The organism is Nocardioides ultimimeridianus (assembly GCF_054777895.1).
In genome coordinates this window covers 160,140-179,157 of the sequence record NZ_BAAHAB010000005.1, presented here as the reverse complement: position 1 = coordinate 179,157, position 19,018 = coordinate 160,140, and the positions used below count along the sequence as shown (strand labels likewise).

Genomic DNA, 19,018 nt, shown 5'->3' with positions numbered 1-19,018 from the left:
TAAGGTCGGAGCATGGATCTCCGGGTGATGATCGAGCCGCAGCAGGGCGCGACGTACGACGACCAGTGCCGCCTCGCGCAGCTGAGCGAGGAGCTCGGCTTCGAGGCGTTCTTCCGCTCCGACCACTACCTGCACATGAGCGGGGACGGGCTGCCCGGCCCGACCGACGCCTGGACCACACTGGCCGGCCTGGCCCGGGAGACGACGACGATCCGGCTCGGGACGCTGATGACCAGCGCCACCTTCCGCCACCCCGGGGTGCTGGCGATCCAGGTGGCCCAGGTCGACGCGATGAGCGGTGGCCGGGTCGAGCTCGGCCTCGGCGCCGGCTGGTTCGCCCAGGAGCACACCGCCTACGGCATCCCGTTCCCGGACACGGCCGAGCGCTTCGAGAGGTACGCCGAGCAGCTCGAGCTGATCACCGGCCTGTGGCGCACCCCGGTCGGCGAGCGCTACTCCTACGCCGGCGCCCACTACCGCCTCGAGGACGGCCCGGCGCTGCCCAAGCCGGTCCAGACCGGCGGCCGCGCGGGCGGGCCGCCGATCGTCATCGGCGGCATGGGGGCGCGCAAGACGCCGGCCCTGGCCGCGGCGTACGCCGACGAGTTCAACCTGCCCTTCGTCGACGAGGAGGCCACCCGGCTGCAGTTCGGCCGGGTGCGGGCCGCCGCCGAGAGGATCGGCCGCGAACCCGACGATCTCGTCTACTCCAACGCGCTGGTGCTGTGCTGCGCGGAGAACGAGGCCGACCTCGCGCGCCGCGCGGCCGCGATCGGCCGCGAGGTCGACGAGCTGCGCGCGAACGGGCTCGCCGGCACCCCGCAGGAGGTCGTCGACAAGATCGGGCGCTACCAGGCGCTCGGCAGCCGGCGGATCTACCTGCAGACCCTCGACCTCACCGATCTCGACCACCTACGCCTGGTCGCAGCCGAGGTTCTGCCCCGGCTAGGCTGATTGCATGACTTCGGCACCTTTCGGCACCCTCCTGACCGCCATGGTGACGCCGTTCCGCGCGGACGGCTCCGTCGACCTGGACGCGGTGCAGAAGGTCGCGAGGCACCTGGTCGACAACGGCAACGACGGCATCGTGGTGTCCGGCACGACCGGCGAGTCGCCGACGACCACGACCGCCGAGGACGGCGAGACCCTCGCGGCCGTCAAGGACGCGGTCGGCGACCGCGCCAAGATCGTCGCGGGCGTCGGCACCAACGACACCCGCCACTCCGTCGAGCTCGCCCGCCAGGCCGAGAAGGTCGGCGCGGACGGGCTGCTGCTGGTGACGCCGTACTACAACAAGCCGAGCCAGGCCGGGGTGCTCAGCCACTTCCAGCAGGTCGTGACCGCCACCGACGTCCCGGTGATGCTGTACGACGTGCCCGGCCGCACCGCCACGCGGATCGAGCTCGACACCTACCGGGCGGCGCGCCAGTGGGACACCGTCACCTCCGTCAAGGACGCGACCGGTGACCTGGCCCGCACCGCCCAGCTGGTCGACCTCGGCTACGCCGTCTACTCCGGCGACGACGTCAACACCCTCGGCTACCTCGCCTACGGCGCGGTCGGCCTGGTCTCGGTCGTCGCCCACGCCGCCGGCAACGAGCTGCGCGCCATGATCGAGGCGTTCCAGCGCGGCGACCACGCCGAGGCGCTGCGGATCCACACCGGCCTGGTGCCGGCGTACGAGGCGGTCATGGGGGTGGCCAACTACGGCGCCACCACCGCGAAGGCGGCGATGGAGCTGCTCGGCGTACTCGACAACCGCGCGGTCCGCTCGCCGCTGGTGGCCCTCGACGACGCGGAAGTCGCGGCCCTCGCCACGGCTCTGCGTGCCGCCGGGGTGCTCTCGTGATCGACGAGAAGCTCGGGACGCCCCCGGCGCTCCCCGCCGGCGCGCTGCGCGTCATCCCGCTCGGCGGCCTCGGCGAGGTCGGGCGCAACATGACCGTCTTCGAGTACGACGGCCGCCTGCTCATCGTCGACTGCGGCGTGCTGTTCCCCGAGGACCACCAGCCCGGCGTCGACCTGATCCTGCCCGACTTCGGGCCGATCCGGGACCGGCTCGGCGACGTCGAGGCGCTGGTGCTGACCCACGGTCACGAGGACCACATCGGCGCCACGCCGTACCTGCTGCGCGAGCGCCAGGACATCCCGCTGGTCGGCTCCGAGCTGACCCTCGCACTGGTCAACTCCAAGATCCGCGAGCACCGGCTGCGCCAGACCTCCTTCACCACGGTGAAGGAGGGCGACCGGATGAGCTTCGGGCCGTTCGACCTGGAGTTCGTGGCCGTCAACCACTCCATCCCCGATGCGCTCGCGGTCGCGATCCGCACCGGTGCCGGGCTGGTGCTGCACACCGGCGACTTCAAGATGGACCAGCTGCCGCTGGACGGCCGGATCACCGACCTGCGTGCGTTCGCGCGACTGGGGGAGGAGGGCGTGGACCTGTTCCTCACTGACTCCACCAACGCCGAGGTCCCCGGCTTCACCACGGCCGAGCGCAAGATCACCCCGGTCCTGGACCAGGTCTTCCGCGAGTCCGAGCAGCGCATCATCGTCGCCTGCTTCGCCTCGCACGTGCACCGCGTGCAGCAGGTCCTCGACGCCGCGGTCGCGCACGGCCGCAAGGTCGCCTACGTCGGCCGCTCGATGGTCCGCAACATGGCGATCGCCCGCGACCTGGGCTACCTGACCGTGCCGCCGGGCGTGATGGTCGAGGCCAAGGAGCTGGCCCAGCTGGCGCCCGAGAAGCAGGTGCTGATCTCCACCGGCTCGCAGGGCGAGCCGATGTCGGCGCTGTCGCGGATCGCCAACCGCAGCCACAACTTCGTGCACCTCGAGCCGGGCGACACCGTCGTACTGGCGTCCTCGCTGATCCCGGGCAACGAGAACTCCGTCTACCGCGTGATCAACGGCCTGGCCAAGAACGGCGCCCGCGTCGTGCACAAGGGCAACGCCCTCGTGCACGTCTCCGGCCACGCCAGCGCCGGCGAGCTGCTCTACTGCTACAACATCGTCAAGCCGCGCAACGTGCTCCCGGTGCACGGCGAGATCCGGCACATGCTCGCCAACGGTGAGCTGGCCAAGCAGACCGGCGTCGAGAACGTCGTGTACGCCGAGGACGGCGTGGTCGTCGACCTCGTCGACGGTGTCGCGTCGCGGGTCGGGAAGGTCGACGTCGGCTACGTCTTCGTCGACGGCCAGACCGTCGGCGACGTCACCGAGACCGAGCTCAAGGACCGCCGGATCCTCGGCGAGGAGGGCTTCATCTCGGTCATCGTGGTCGTCGACTCGGTCGCCAACAAGGTCAGCGCCGGCCCCGAGATCCACGCCCGCGGCCACGCCTGGGAGGACTCGATGTTCGACGACATCAAGCAGCCCATCATCGACGCGGTCAACTTCCAGCTCTCCGAGGGCAACACCGACACCTACCTGCTGCAGCAGACCGTCCGCCGCACGATCGGGCGGTGGGTCGGGAGCGTCCACAAGCGCCGCCCGATGATCGTGCCGGTGGTCGTCGAGGCCTGACCCGCGAGGCGTCACCTCTGCACCCGCGAGGCGTCACCTCTGGACCCGCGAGGCGTCACCTCTGCACCCGCGAGGCGTCACCTCTGCACCCGCGAGGCGTCAGATCTGCACCTGCGAAGCGTCACTCCGGCACGCCGTGGGCCGCCGCTGACAAATGAGCGTGCACAGCTGACGTCTCGAGGGTGCACACGTGACGCCTCGGCGGTGCAGAGGTGACGCTTCGCGAACCCTCAACCCCCACCTGACCCTTCCGCGTGTTGCACCTGTGACTCAAGTGCCCAATGGGTAGGTTGTGAGCATGGCGACCCGTACGTCTTCCCCGACGGGTTCGCGCAGCCGCACGACCACCTCGTCCCGCACCGCCAGCAAGTCCGGAACCTCCCGGGCGAGCAGCGCCAAGGGACGGGGGACCAGCAGCTCGCGACCCCGTGGTACGACCAGCAACAAGAGCCGCTCGCGATCGACCGCGAAGCGGCCGGCACCGCGCGCCGTGCGCAGCGGGCCGGGACCCATCGCCACCTTCTTCACCGCCATCGCGCGGGGGATCGCCGCGGTCTGGCTGGGCATCGCCCACGCCGTCGGTGCGGTCGTGCGCAGCGTCGTCGGGGGAGCCCGCGACATCGAGCCCGAGCAGCGTCGCGACGGCGCCGGGCTGCTGCTGTTCGGCGTCGCGTTGATCGTCGCCGCCGCCGTCTGGTTCGAGGTGACCGGCGGCGTCATGGACTTCGTCCGCACCGTCACCTCCGGCACGGTCGGCAAGATCGCCTGGCTGGTGCCGCTGATGGTCCTGCTCGCCGGCTGGCGGCTGATGCGCGACCCGATCACCAACGGCCCCGCCGGCCGTCAGGTCATCGGCTGGACCGCGCTGTCCTTCGGCATCCTCGGCATCGTCCACATCTCGGCGGGCAACCCCCAGCCGGTGAACGGCGACACCATGCCGCTGCGCGACGGCGGCGGCGCGGTCGGGTACGTCGTCTCCGCCCTGCTGCTCGACCTCATGCGCAGCTCCTACGTCGTCGTCCCGCTGCTGGCGCTGCTCGCCTTCTTCGGCGTCCTAGTCATCACCGCGACGCCGCTGCACCGCGTGCCCGACCGGCTGCGCGACCTGTCCCACCACCTGTTCGGGCACTACCCGGAGAACGACCCCGACGCCACCCAGGCGATGCGCCTCGATGACACCTTCGAGCGCACCGGCGACCCGGCGTACGACACTCCGCTGCTGCGTGAGGACAAGCCCAAGCGCCGCAGTCGCACGAAGCCGGCCGAGGCGACGCCCGAGGAGTCGATGGAGCTCCTCGAGCCGATCGACATCCCGCTCACCGACGGCACCGACGGGGACGAGCCGACGCCGGCCGACATGGGCCCGCTCGAGAAGCGCGCCCTCGGCCGTCGCGGCGCCAACGCCGAGACCGGGCTGCCGGCCGCGTTCGTGCCGCCGGCCGAGGTCGAGGAGGTCCCGCCGCCGCACGCCGAGCTCCCGGTCCGCGCCGAGCAGCTCTCCCTGTCCGGCGACATCGTCTACACGCTGCCCGACGCCCAGGTGCTCAAGCCCGGTGACGCGCACAAGACCCGCAGCGCGGCCAGCGACGACGTCGTACGCCGCCTGCAGACCGTGCTCGACGAGTTCAACGTCGACGCCCAGGTGACCGGCTACACCCGCGGCCCGACCGTGACCCGCTACGAGATCGAGCTCGGCACGGGCGTCAAGGTCGAGAAGATCACCAACATCACCCGGAACATCGCCTACACGGTCGGTACCTCGGACGTGATGATCCTCAGCCCGATCCCCGGGAAGTCGGCGGTCGGCGTCGAGATCCCCAACGTCGACAAGGAGACCGTCTCGCTGGGCGACGTGCTGCGCTCGAACGCGGCGCGCACCGACCACCACCCGATGGTCGCCGGCCTGGGCAAGGACGTCGAGGGCGGCTTCGTGGTCGCCAACATGGCGAAGATGCCGCACCTCCTGGTCGCCGGCGCCACCGGCTCCGGAAAGTCCAGCTTCATCAACTCGCTGATCACCAGCATCCTGATGCGGGCCACGCCCGACGAGGTGCGGATGATCATGGTCGACCCCAAGCGCGTGGAGCTGAACAACTACGAGGGCGTCCCGCACCTGATCACCCCGATCATCACCAGCCCGAAGAAGGCCGCCGAGGCGCTGGAGTGGGTCTGTCGCGAGATGGACATGCGGTACGACGACCTCGCCAACTTCGGCTTCCGCCACATCAACGACTTCAACAAGGCCGTCCGCGAGGGCAAGGTCGAGGTCCCGCCGGGCAGCGAGCGCCAGCTGACGCCGTACCCGTTCCTGCTGGTCATCGTCGACGAGCTGGCCGACCTGATGATGGTCGCGCCGCGCGACGTGGAGAGCTCGATTGTCCGGATCACCCAGCTCGCCCGCGCGGCCGGCATCCACCTGGTCCTGGCCACCCAGCGACCCTCCGTCGACGTCGTCACCGGCCTGATCAAGGCCAACGTGCCGAGCCGGCTGGCGTTCGCGACGTCCAGCCTCGCCGACTCCCGGGTCATCCTCGACCAGCCGGGCGCGGAGAAGCTGGTCGGCCAGGGTGACGGCCTGTTCCTCCCCATGGGTGCGAGCAAGCCGATCCGCGTGCAGGGCTCGTGGGTGACCGAGAAGGAGATCCACTCGGTCGTCAAGCACTGCAAGGGCCAGCTCGAGCCGAGCTACCGCGAGGACGTGACCGCGCCGGCCGCGAGCAAGAAGGTCCTCGACGACGACATCGGCGACGACATGGACCTGGTGATCCAGGCCATCGAGCTGGTCGTGTCGACGCAGTTCGGGTCGACCTCGATGCTGCAGCGCAAGCTGCGGGTCGGCTTCGCCAAGGCGGGCCGGCTGATGGACATCCTCGAGAGCCGTGGCGTGGTCGGGCCCAGCGAGGGCTCCAAGGCGCGCGACGTGCTGGTCAAGCCCGACGAGATCGATGCAGTGATCTTCACCATCCAGGGGGAGGCGTGAGCTCCATGACCGACACCACCAACGAGCAGCTCAGCGGACCGAGCGGCGCCACCGGCGTCGAGGTCCGCCGCAACGTCACCCTGGCCGCCGCGGTCGGGACCCTCGCCGGTCTGCTGACCCTGGCCTTCGCCGTGCGGACCCTCGCCGGCCACGGGGGAGCCCTGGACTGGCTGGCGCTGGGCGTCATGGTGCTGGTCACCATCGCGTACGCCGGCACCCTGGTCGACTCCCGCGCGCCGCTGATGATCGTCGACGACCGCGGCGTCCGGCTGCGCCAGGGCGCCCGCTGGAAGGGCATCGCCTGGCCGGAGATCGAGTGCCTCGAGCACCTTCCGCGCAAGGCCCCGTTCCGCGACGGCCACCTCCTGGTGGTCGCGTACGACGACCGCCAGCTCGTCGTGCCGCTCACCATGGCCACGCGCGTGGTCGGCGCTCCGGCGGACTCGCTGAGCGACGTCCTCGCCGACCTGGCGCACGGTCGCGCGGACGTCGTCGAGGTGGTGCCGGGCTTCGACGCCGAGGACGAGATCCCCGAGGCCCCTGCGGCCCCCGAGATCTCCGCGGCTCCGGAGCTGGCCGACCTGCCGCCGGCTCCGTCGGCCCCGCCCGCCTCCTTCGCCCCCGCGACCGAGGTCGAGGACACCACCGACCTCACCGGGCACGTCCCGGTGACCACCGAGGACGACGAGACCGGCGAGATCGAGCCGGTCCGGGACGAGATCGTGGCCGAGGAGCCGCCGGCCCCGGGCCGCACCACCATCCTCGCGGCGCGCATCGACATGGCGGGCAGCGAGCGGCCCGCGACGCCGTACGAGCCGCCGGCGATCGAGCGCCATGACGATCACGGCGACCCCCACGAGTCGACCGTGGTGCTCGAGGAGCTCGCGGTCCATCCCGCTGCGATCCCGGTCATCGGCCCGCAGCTGGCCGTCGCGCGTCAGCGGCTGAAGCTGACCATCGACCAGCTCTCGGACCGCACCCGGATCCGCCCGCACGTCATCGAGGCCATCGAGGTCGACGACTTCGGGCCGTGCGGCGGCGACTTCTACGCCCGCGGCCACCTGCGCACGCTGTGCCGGGTCCTCGGCATCGACGCCGCCCCGCTGGTCACCATGTACGACGACAACTACGCCGACGCCCCGGTCGACCCGCGCCGGATCTTCGAGTCCGAGCTGGCCACCGGCCACGGCGGCTCGATCCGCAGCACCCGCGGCGGACGCAACTGGTCGGTCCTCATCTCCTCGGTGATGGCCGCGGTGCTGATCTGGTCGGTGGCGCAGCTGGTGCTGGGCGGCCGCGCGCCGATCGACAACGTCCCGCAGCTCAACCAGAGCGGCGGCCCGTTCCACAGCAACACGGCGAAGGCGGACCCGGTGAAGGTGGTGCTGAACGCCGCGGGCGGCGGCGCGAAGCTGGTCGTGCGTGACGCCAACGGACGCATCGTCCTCGACGGCCCGCTGGCCTTCGGCCAGACCGCGAACCTGTCCGTGGTGCCGCCGGTGCGGATCTGGACCTCGGACGGCTCGGTCACCGTGTCGATCGCGGGCAAGCCCGCCAAGGCCCTCGGCTCGACCGGCCAGGACGCCTCGGGCACCTTCATCGCCCGCTGACGTTTCCGCGCATGACCGGGCCACCCGGCATACTCAGGACCAGTCATGACCACTTCACCGCCGCTCTCCGTCGCCCTGCTCACGCTCGGGTGCGCCCGTAACGACGTCGACTCCGAGGAGCTCGCCGGGCGGCTGGCCGCCGACGGGTTCCAGCTGGTCGAGGATCCGGAGGACGCGGACACGGTCGTCGTGAACACCTGCGGCTTCGTGGACGCGGCCAAGAAGGACTCCATCGACACGCTGCTCGCCGCAGCGGACCTCAAGGAGACCGGGCGGCCGCAGGCGGTGGTCGCGGTCGGCTGCATGGCGGAGAGGTACGGCGACCAGCTCGCCGACTCGCTCCCCGAGGCCGACGCCGTCCTCGGCTTCGATGACTACACCGACATCGGCGCCCGGCTCCGCTCGATCCTGGCCGGCGAGAAGCCGCACCCGCACACGCCCAAGGACCGGCGGCTGCTGCTGCCGATCACCCCGGCCGAGCGCCAGGGGAGCGACGTGGCCGTGGCCGGCTCGTCCGGCACCCGCACCCGGCTCGACTCCGGCCCGATGGCGCCGCTGAAGCTGGCCAACGGCTGCGACCGGCGCTGCACCTTCTGCGCGATCCCGATGTTCCGAGGCTCCTTCGTCAGCCGGCGCCCCAGCGAGGTGCTCGACGAGGCCCGCTGGCTCGCGACCCAGGGCGTCAAGGAGCTGTTCCTGGTCAGCGAGAACAACACCTCCTACGGCAAGGACCTGGGCGACCTGCGGCTGCTCGAGACGATGCTGCCGGAGGTGGCGGCCATCGACGGGATCGAGTGGGTGCGCGTCTCCTACCTGCAGCCCGCCGAGACCCGCCCGGGCCTGATCGAGGCCATCGCCCACACCCCGGGCGTCGTGCCCTACTTCGACCTCTCCTTCCAGCACGCCAGCAACCCGGTGCTGCGCCGGATGCGCCGCTTCGGCGACGCCGAGAGCTTCCTGGGCCTGCTCGACCAGGTCCGCACCCTCGCGCCCACGGCCGGCGTGCGCTCCAACGTCATCGTCGGCTTCCCCGGCGAGACCGAGGAGGACGTGCAGATCCTCACCGACTTCCTGATCGCCTCGCGGATGGACGTGACCGGCGTCTTCGGCTACTCCGACGAGGACGGCACGGAGGCAGAGGGCTTCGACGGCAAGCTCGACGAGGACGAGATCCGCGCCCGGGTCGAGCACGTCACCGACATCGTCACCGCGGTCAACGCCGAGCGGGCCGAGGACCGCATCGGCGAGGAGGTCGTGGTGCTGATCGAGGCGCTGGAGTCCGACGAGGAGGGCCACGTCGAGGGTCGTTCCGCGCACCAGGGCCCCGAGGTCGACGGTACGACGTACCTCTCCGGGCTGGTCTCGCCGCGCATCGGCGACCTGGTGCGGGCCCGGGTGGTGGCCAGCGACGGGGTCGACCTGATCGCCGAGGCGATGGGGGAGTCCGCGTGAGCCAGGCCGAGACCGCGGCGAAGCCGTCCAACTGGAACGTCCCCAACGCGCTCACCACGCTGCGCATCGTGCTGGTGCCCGTCTACGGCTGGGCGCTGCTGCACCACGGCGGCGAGGACATCGGCTGGCGGGTGGCGGCGTACCTCATCTTCCTGGTGGCGATGATCACCGACAAGGTCGACGGCGACCTCGCGCGCAAGCACAACCTGATCACCGACTTCGGGAAGATCGCCGACCCCATCGCCGACAAGGCGATCACCGGGATGGCCTTCATCGGGGTGTCGATCATCATGGACACCTGGTGGATGTGGGCGATCACCGTGGTGGTCCTGCTGCGGGAGTGGTCGGTGACGCTGCTGCGGCTCTCGATCATGAAGTCGGTCGTGATCGCCGCCGCGCGCAGCGGCAAGATCAAGACGCTCACCCAGGCGCTCGCGCTCGGCGGACTGACGCTGCCCTGCCTGGAGGCCACCGGCGCGTGGGACATTCCCGGCAAGATCATCTACGTGCTGTCGCTGATCCTGCTCGCGGTCGCGACGGTCCTGACCATCACCTCGGGCTATGAGTTCTTCCGCGACGCGGCGCGGCAGCGGAACGCCGTACCTGAGAAGAACCTGAATTCGTAACCAAGCCGTTACCAACGGTTCTGGCCATTTCCATTGTCTGGTCCCGCCCGGCGTGATGAGGTCTGAGGACTTCCCCTCCGCCGGGCGAACTCGGGTGTCTCTGCGGATCTTTTTGTTCCCTCGACCTCGGAGTTCTGCGGATCATGCGCCTCTCGGCACGTAGCATCGCTGTTTTTCTCGCCCCCGTCCTCTCGATCGTGGGCGTCGCCGCGCTCGCGCCGAGCGCCTCCGCGAACGCCGCCGGCACCGGGCTGGTGATCAACGAGGTGTCGGTCAGCAGCAGCTACACGAACAAGTTCGTGGAGCTGTACAACCCGACCTCGTCGGCGATCGATGTCTCCGGCTACAGCCTCCAAGGCTTCGCTGCGAGCGCGACGGGGGGCTCCAACTCCTTCGTCGACCTGGTCGGCAGCGTGCCGGCGCACGGCAGCTACCTGATCCAGGGTGCAACGATCTCGGGAGGGACCGGCGCGCTGCCGACTCCCGACGTCGCGTCCACGGGTGTGGGCTTCGGTGGCACCGCAGGGCGCATCTACCTGCTCAACGTCTCGCCGAAGGTCGCGACGGCCGGGGCCGTCGTGCCGAGCACCGTGGTCGACCTCGTGGGCTACGGGACGCAGACGAACAACTCCTGGGAGGGCAGTGACGTCGCGCCCGCGCCGACGTCGCCGAAGTCGATCTCGCGCAACGCGTCCCACGCGGACACCGACGACAACAAGGCCGACTTCACGCTCGGCAGCCCGACGCCGACGAACTCGGGCCCCGTGGCGCCCGCACCCCTCGTCCTCACCAACCCCGGCGACCAGAACGCCCAGGCGGGCGTCGCGACGACGATCAGCCTCGCGAGCAAGGCCTCGGGCGGCACGGCGCCGTACACGTGGGGTGCGACGGGGCTCGACGCCTCCGGTCTCGGCCTCTCCCTCAACACCTCGACCGGCACCATCTCCGGCACCCCGGCCACCGCCGGCACCTACCCGGTGACCGTGACGCTGGACGACAGCGCCGCCTCGACCCAGCAGACGGCGAGCTTCAACATCGTCGTGGCGGCCGCCGCGACGGTGACGCCGATCCACGTCCTCCAGGGCACGTCCGGCCGGTCGACGTACGCACCCGCCTCGGGCACCGGCCTGGGCACCCAGGTCGTGAGCGCCGAGGGCGTCGTCACCGCGGTCTACACCAAGGGCTTCAACGCCTCCGGTACGGCGACCTGCGGCTTCTGCGGCTACGTCATCCAGGACCCGTCCGGCGACCTGACCGACAACGCCTCGGACGCGATCTTCGTGTACGGCGGCGCCGGCTTCACCGGGAAGGACTCGACGGGCACGGACCTCGCGCCGGGCCAGTCGGTCCGGGTCACCGGCAGGATCAGCGAGTTCGGCGGTGCGACCGACACCGAGACCCTGACCGAGCTCAACCAGTCGGCGGCGCCCGACCCGATCGCCTCGCTCGGCACGATCACGCCCCAGGCGACCGCGCCCACGACGTACGACGCACGCGAGGCGCACGAGGAGGAGCTGTTCGCTCCGACCGATCTGGTCATCACCGACCACTACAACTTCGAGGGCTTCGGCGAGCTCGGCATCGCGACGGGGAACGCCGTCCTGCAGCAGCCTGGACAGATCTGCCACGACGGTGACACCGCCTGCATCGCGGCGGCGCAGACCGACATCAAGAACCGTGGCTACTTCATGGAGGACGGCACCAACACGACCTTCCTCAGCACCGCGCAGCACTACCGTCCGCAGGACAGCAAGAACTCCGACATCCCGCTGCCGTTCATCGACAAGACCCACTCGGCCCGTGTCGGTGCTCAGCTCACCTTCCCGCAGGGTGCGGTGCTCCACTTCGCCAACAAGAAGTGGTACCTCGACCCGCCGCGTGCGGTGCTCGCCACCCACAACGCCGCCGCGCCCGACCTCGGCACCGACGTCGTGCACATCCAGGACACCCGCGCGGACAACCTCGCGCCGCGCCCGGCCCCGGCCGGCGCCAACATGCGCTTCGCGACGTACAACGTCGAGAACTTCTTCTCCGTGCCGATGGCCGACTACGCCGCCGCCAACCCCTGGTACGCCTCGTCGGGCAAGGGCTGCGAGTACGACTACGACCGCGACGGCAACGGCATCCTGGCCTACCAGTGCACCAACCCGACGGGGATGGCGACGGCCTGGGACCCGGTGACCGGCGCCGTCACGGCGTACGCGCCCGGCCTGGCGAACGCCCCGCGTGGCGCGGGTCGCCAGGAGGACCTGACCCGGCAGACGAACAAGATCGTCACCGCGATCAACAAGCTCGGTGCCGACGTCGTGGCCCTCGAGGAGATCGGCAACCCGAACAAGCTCAAGATGGGCGTCACCAACTCGCCCCTCAACCCGGACCTGTCCAACACCAAGGACCAGGGCCAGGGCTCCGCGATCGAGTGGCGTGACGAGACGCTGTCCTACCTCGTCGACCACCTCAACGCCGCGCTCCCGGCCGGTGCCGACCAGTGGGCGTTCGCGGCCTCCCCGGAGGAGACCACCGACTCGACCTCGGTGCCCGGCCTGTGCTCGAAGGTCCAGCCGAACGGCACCGCCGTGCCCGGCCCGGCCAACCTGGCCGGCACCTGCTCCTACGCCTCGGGCCAGGACGTCATCCGCTCGGCGTTCATCTACAAGGTCTCGAAGGTCGTCCCGGTCGGCCCCGGTGACCTGGACCTCCCGGGCTACACGGTCAACGGCACCCCGGACCCCTGGGGCAACCACGTCTTCTCACCGGCCGCCTCGCCGTTCGACAACGCCCGCGAGCCCTTCGCGCAGTACTTCAAGCCCGTCGGCGCCGCGAACGACGAGGGCTTCGCGCTGATCGTCAACCACTTCAAGTCCAAGGGCGACGCCGATGCTCCGGCTGGTCCCGCGACCGGTGGCGACGCCAACGACCCGCTGCACGGCGCCTTCAACGCGACCCGGGTGGCGCAGTCGAAGGAGCTGATCCGGTTCGCGAACGACTTCGCCAGCAAGCACCACACCGACAAGGTGTTCCTGCTCGGTGACTTCAACGCCTACTCGGGCGAGGACCCGATCACCACGATCGAGGACGCCGACAACACCGTCGACCCGCTGGACTTCAAGGAGATCCACTCCGACGACCCGAAGGACACCAGCTACGTCTTCACGACCACGGTCGACGGCGTCGGCTACGGCGGTGCGGGGTCCCTCGACCACATCTTCGCCAGTGCCGGTGCCCGCGGTCTGAGCCCGCGCACCGACATCTGGGAGATCAACGCCAACGAGCCGGACATCTACGACTACGGCCGCTACAACACCAACAAGACCGACTTCTTCGACGGTACGGCGCCGTGGCGCGGCTCGGACCACAACCCCGAGGTCGTCGACCTGGACCTTCCGAGCGCCGCTGCGCCGCCGAAGGTGACCGACGTCCAGATCGTCGGGATGAACGACTTCCACGGCCGGCTGATCGCGGACGCCTCGGACGGCGGCGCCTCGCCCCTGGCCAGCGGGGTCGCGTCGCTGCGCAGGATCTACGGCGCGGACCACACGGTCTTCGTCTCGGCGGGCGACAACGTGGGCGCCTCGATCTTCGAGTCCTTCACCCAGAAGGACAAGCCGACGCTCGACGCGCTGAACGCGATGGACCTGCAGGTCTCCTCGGTCGGCAACCACGAGTTCGACCACGGTGTGAGCGACCTGCTCGACCGGATCGAGAAGCCGAAGAGCGCCAGCAACCCGTACGGCGCCGACGACCCGCTGACCTGGGGCGACTACCTCGCCGCGAACGTCGTGTGGTCGACGACCGCGGACGGTCACACGGCCGGCGACCCGATCACGGCCCCGACCAAGATGATCTCGGTCCCGAACGCCCTCAGCGGCACGCCGATCAAGATCGGCTTCATCGGCGCGGTCACCTCCGACCTGCCGTCGCTGCAGAGCCCGGCGAACCTCGCCGGTGTCTCGGTGCTCGACACCGCCGACACCGTGAGCAAGATCAACGACTACGCCACGCAGCTGAAGAGCCAGGGCGCCAACCTGGTGATCCTGCTGGACCACGAGGGCGCGGCGACCACCGACTGCAGCACCATGCAGTCCGCCGGCACGGCGTTCTCCTCGGTGATCAACGGCATCAGCGCCGACGTGGACGCGGTCCTGTCCGGTCACACCCACCTGGAGTACTCCTGCTCCTTCGGCAAGGCTGCGACGGCCAGCAACCCGCTGACCACGCGCCCGGTGATGCAGGCGGCGTCGTACGGCACCGCCCTGGACCAGCTCGTCTACTCATTCGACGCCTCGAACATCCCAGTCGACCTGATCCAGGACAACGTCGGCATCAAGGGCCCGGGCGGCGCGCTGTTCGACTACGGCAAGAACGCCACCGTGCAGCCGATCGTCAACCAGGCGATCGCCGACTCGCAGGCGGCCGGGAGCCAGGTCCTCGGCAAGATGAGCGCCCCGATGTACCGGTCGAAGCTCAGCGACGGCACGGACAACCGCGGCGGTGAGTCCGTCCTGGGCAACCAGATCGCCGAGATCCAGCGGTGGGCGACTGCCGACCCGCAGCACGGCGGAGCGCAGATCGCGTTCATGAACCCCGGCGGCCTGCGGGCCGATGCGCTCGGCAACCCCGACGGCGGGGCGTACGACCTGACCTACCGCCAGGCGGCCGACGTGCAGCCGTTCGCCAACGAGCTCGTCAACCTCAAGCTCACCGGCGCGCAGATCAAGAAGGTGCTCGAGGAGCAGTGGCAGCGCGACGCCAGCGGCAACATCCCGGCGCGTCCGTTCCTCAAGCTCGGCACCAGCTTGGGCTTCACCTACACCTACACCGAGGCGCAGGACCCGGCGAAGCCGGCCGGCGCGATGCTCGGGACGGTCACCGGGATGTGGCTCGACGGCCAGCCCATCGACCCTGCCGCGACGTACTCGGTCACGGTCAACAGCTTCCTGTCCACCGGTGGTGACAACTTCTGGGAGCTGAACAACGGCGCCTCGAAGCAGGACACCGAGCTCACCGACCTGCAGGCGCAGGTCGACTACATGCAGCAGTACGCCACCACGCCGCTGCAGGTCGACTCCTCCCAGCACGGCATCCGGGTCACCTTCCCGGACGGCGCTCCGGCGGACTACGCGCCGGGCGACACCGTGACCCTCGACCTCGCCTCGCTCGACCTGAACGCCCCCGCGGCTGTCCAGGACGACACCGTGAGCATCAAGGTCGGCGGCACCGTCGTGGCGTCGGGCATCACCGTGACGCACGGCAACGGCACCACGCCCGACGACCACTGGGGCACGGCGCACGTCTCCTTCGTCGTCCCGGCGGACGCACCGCGGACGGCACGGGTCCACGTCGTCGGCGCGGCGACCGGCACCGATGTCACCCTGCCGGTGAGCCTGCGCGGCCTGCCGGCGCTCACGACGGCCACGCCGACGATCGACAACACCAGCCCGCGGGCCGGTGACGTCCTCACCGCGACCCCGGGGACGTGGGGTCCGGGCACGGTGGCGTTCAGCTACCAGTGGCTCGCGGACGGTACGCCGATCGACGGTGCCACTGCGGCGACGTACGCCGTCGGGACCTCCGAGGTGGGCAAGAAGATCACGGTCGCGGTCACCGGCACGGAGGACGGCTACGAGTCGTCGACCGTGACGTCGGCCGAGACGGCCGCGGTGACGCCGGCCCTGCAGGACATCCAGATCATCGGCACCAACGACTTCCACGGCCGGATCCTGGCCGACGGGTCGAACGCCGGCGGTGCGGCGGTCCTCGCGGGTGCGGTCGAGTACTACCGCAACCAGAACCCGAACACGGTCTTCGCGGCCGCCGGTGACCTCATCGGCGCCTCGACGTTCGAGTCCTTCATCCAGCACGACGAGCCCACGATCGACGCGCTGAACGCCGCCGGTCTCGACGTCTCCTCGGTGGGCAACCACGAGTTCGACCAGGGCTACGACGACCTGATGGGTCGCGTCCAGGACCGTGCGCACTGGAAGTACATCGGTGCGAACGTGCAGGGCCCGGCCGGGGGGCCGCAGCTCGCGAAGACCTGGACCAAGACGATGAACGGGGTGAAGGTCGGCTTCGTCGGCGCGGTGACCGAGGACCTCCCGTCCCTGGTCTCGCCGGCCGGCATGCAGGGCGTCACCGTCAGCGACATCGTCGACGCCACGAACAGCGCGGCCACGCAGCTCAAGGCGGACGGCGCGGACCTGGTGATCCTGCTCGTCCACGAGGGCTCGAGCTCCACGGACTGCACGTCGCCGCAGTTCACCGACCCGAGCACGGTCTGGGGCAACATCGTCCAGAACACCTCGCCGGACGTGGACGCGATCATCTCCGGTCACACCCACCTGAAGTACAACTGCTCGTACCCGGTGAGCGCGTGGTCCGGCCGCCCGGTGACCGACCGCCCGGTCGTGTCGGCCGGTCAGTACGGCACGTTCCTCGACAAGCTGGACTTCACCGTCGACCCGGCCACCGGCCAGGTCATGGCGAAGAGCCAGTCGAACGTCAACCTCACCGGCAGCGGTGTCCCCGGTACGCCGGACCCGGCGGTCCAGGCCATCGTGGACGCGGCCCAGCAGCAGGCGGCCGTGCTCGGCGCCAAGGAGCTCGGCACCCTCGGCGGGCCGTTCGACCGGGCGAAGTTCGCCAGCGGCTCGGAGAACCGGGGCGGCGAGTCGACCCTCGGGAACATGGTGGCCGAGGTCCAGCGGGCCCAGACCCCCGACAACGTCGGTGGTGCCGCGCAGATCGCGTTCATGAACCCGGGTGGTCTCCGTGCCGACCTGGTCGGGACCGTCGTGGACCAGGCCTACCTGGACGCGCACCCCGACTCCACGGCGGCGATCGGTGACCGGATCGTCACCTACAAGCAGGCCGCGACGGTCCAGCCGTTCGCCAACACCCTGGTGAACATGAACCTGACGGGGGCGCAGCTCAAGACCGTGCTCGAGCAGCAGTGGCAGCGCACGGCCGTGGGCGGCGTACCGACGCGGGCGTTCCTGAAGCTCGGCATCTCGAAGGGCTTCAGCTACACCTACACGCAGGCGCAGGACCCGGCGCAGGCCGCCGGCGTCATGAAGGGCACCGTCACGGGCATGTGGCTCGACGGCGTCGCGATCGACCCGAGTGCGACGTACTCGGTCACGGTGAACTCGTTCCTCGCCTCCGGTGGGGACAACTTCCGAGAGCTCGCCAACGGTGCGGCGAAGAAGGACACCGGCGTCACCGACCTGCAGGCGATGGTCGACTACCTGGCCGGCCTGAACGGGGCTGCCCTGCCGGTGGCCTTCCAGCAGCAGGGCGTGGGCGTCGCGTTCCCCGCGGACGCGCCGAGCCAGTACGGCCCGCTCGACCACGTGAGGTTCTCGCTGTCCTCGCTCTCCATGACCGGCCAGGCGGCGGGCGGCCCGAACGACACGACGGACACGTCGGTGACGGTCATGCTGGGCGGTACGTCGCTGGGCAGCTTCCCGGTGACGACGACGGTCAGCAGCTCGGCCGACGGCAGCGCCAACAGCAACGACGAGGCCGGTACGGCGTCGGTCGACGTGGTGCTCCCGGCCACCGTCGGCGCCGACCCGACCCTGACGGTCATCGGCGACACGACCAGCACGACGGTCCGGGTGCCGATCCACGTGGTGCCCGTGACGCCGGTCGCGACCGTGACCGGCACCGACACCACCCAGGTGTACGGCGAGGCCGGCTCGATGAGCGTGACCGTCGGCGGCAACCTCGGTACGCCGACCGGCACCGTGACGCTCACCTCGGGCGACGTCCAGCTCGGCAGCGCCCCGGTCGGCTCCGACGGCACCGCCACGGTCCCGATCGCGGCCAGGAGCCTGGCCGTCAGCGGTACGCCGTACCCGGTGACGGTCAGCTACGGCGGCGACGCGACGTACGCCGTCACCACGGGCACCGCCTCCCTCACGGTCTCCCCGGCGACGGCCACCGTCACCGGCGCCGACGTCACGCAGGAGTCCGGCCAGACCGCGACCATGCAGGTGACCGTCGCGGGGACGCTCGGTGCGGGCACGCCGACCGGCACCGTCAGCCTGGCGTCGGGCAGCGTGGCGCTGGGCAGTGCCACGCTCGGACCGGACGGCACCGCCACGGTGACGATCCCGGTGAACGACCTGGCGGCCGGCAGCACGGCGTACCCGGTGACGATCAGCTACTCCGGCGACGGCGCGTACGCCGCCGCGAGCGGCTCCGGGTCGCTCACGGTGACGGCCGCCCCGCCGGCCCGCGCCACACCCACGGTGACGGGCACGCCGGCCACCCAGCGGTACGGCCGGACCGGCTCGATGAAGGTCACCGTCACCGCCGCCGGCGTCACCCCGACCGGCACGGTCGCGCTGAGCTCGGGTGGGGTGCAGCTCGGTCAGGGCACCCTCGGCGCGGACGGCACGGTCGTGGTGTCCCTCGCGGCCAAGGCGCTCAAGCCCCGGGCCACGCCGTACCCCGTGACGATCACCTACTCCGGCGACGCCTCCGTGCTGAACGGCACCGGCACCGCTGCGCTGACCGTCACCAAGGGGTCGGTGAAGGTCACCGCCAAGGCGTCGACGAGCCACGTGGTGGTGAAGCGGACCAAGGTGGGCATCGTGGTCACGGTCGTGAACGCCGACCGGGTCGCCGCGACCGGCAAGGTCACCGTGTCCGGCGCGGGCATCGCGAAGGTCTCCGGGACGCTGTCCCGCGGCCGGGCGACCCTCCACCTCAAGCCGTTCGGCACCACCGGTGCGAAGCGGCTGACGGTGACGTACGCCGGCAGCACGTACCTGCTGGGTGGACGGGCCACGATCACGATCCGGGTGGTGAAGAAGTAG

8 protein-coding genes are annotated in these 19,018 nt (G+C 70.6%); all 8 read left to right on the top strand.

The window, feature by feature from the left end:
* The first annotated feature begins 12 nt into the window (after positions 1-12).
* The 8 genes from ACYU8V_RS06075 (at position 13) to ACYU8V_RS06040 (ending at position 19,018) form a co-directional block, all read left to right on the top strand.
* Positions 13-954, top strand: a complete 942-nt coding sequence (locus ACYU8V_RS06075) for an LLM class F420-dependent oxidoreductase (RefSeq protein WP_460845924.1) — start codon at positions 13-15, stop codon at positions 952-954.
* 4 nt (positions 955-958) lie between these two features.
* Positions 959-1,849 carry a 4-hydroxy-tetrahydrodipicolinate synthase gene (dapA, locus tag ACYU8V_RS06070; RefSeq protein ID WP_460845923.1) on the top strand — a complete coding sequence of 297 codons (891 nt, stop codon included), beginning with the start codon at positions 959-961 and terminating at the stop codon, positions 1,847-1,849.
* Positions 1,846-3,525: a ribonuclease J gene (locus ACYU8V_RS06065; RefSeq protein ID WP_460845921.1), complete on the top strand. Its 1,680-nt coding sequence runs from the start codon at positions 1,846-1,848 to the stop codon at positions 3,523-3,525. Before dapA ends, ACYU8V_RS06065 begins: the two co-directional genes overlap by 4 nt.
* A 298-nt stretch (positions 3,526-3,823) precedes the next feature.
* Positions 3,824-6,505, top strand: a complete 2,682-nt coding sequence (locus ACYU8V_RS06060; RefSeq protein ID WP_460845919.1) for a DNA translocase FtsK 4TM domain-containing protein — start codon at positions 3,824-3,826, stop codon at positions 6,503-6,505.
* Positions 6,506-6,510: 5 nt separating this feature from the next.
* Positions 6,511-8,115, top strand: a complete 1,605-nt coding sequence (locus ACYU8V_RS06055; RefSeq protein WP_460845918.1) for a helix-turn-helix domain-containing protein — start codon at positions 6,511-6,513, stop codon at positions 8,113-8,115.
* A gap of 45 nt (positions 8,116-8,160) precedes the next feature.
* Positions 8,161-9,567, top strand: a complete 1,407-nt coding sequence (rimO, locus tag ACYU8V_RS06050) for a 30S ribosomal protein S12 methylthiotransferase RimO (RefSeq protein WP_460845917.1) — start codon at positions 8,161-8,163, stop codon at positions 9,565-9,567.
* Positions 9,564-10,193 carry a CDP-diacylglycerol--glycerol-3-phosphate 3-phosphatidyltransferase gene (pgsA, locus tag ACYU8V_RS06045; protein WP_460845916.1) on the top strand — a complete coding sequence of 210 codons (630 nt, stop codon included), beginning with the start codon at positions 9,564-9,566 and terminating at the stop codon, positions 10,191-10,193. The genes rimO and pgsA overlap by 4 nt, the downstream gene beginning before the upstream one ends.
* A gap of 143 nt (positions 10,194-10,336) precedes the next feature.
* The gene (locus ACYU8V_RS06040) at positions 10,337-19,018 is read left to right on the top strand and encodes an ExeM/NucH family extracellular endonuclease (RefSeq protein WP_460845915.1); all 8,682 of its coding nucleotides are present in this window, start codon (positions 10,337-10,339) and stop codon (positions 19,016-19,018) included.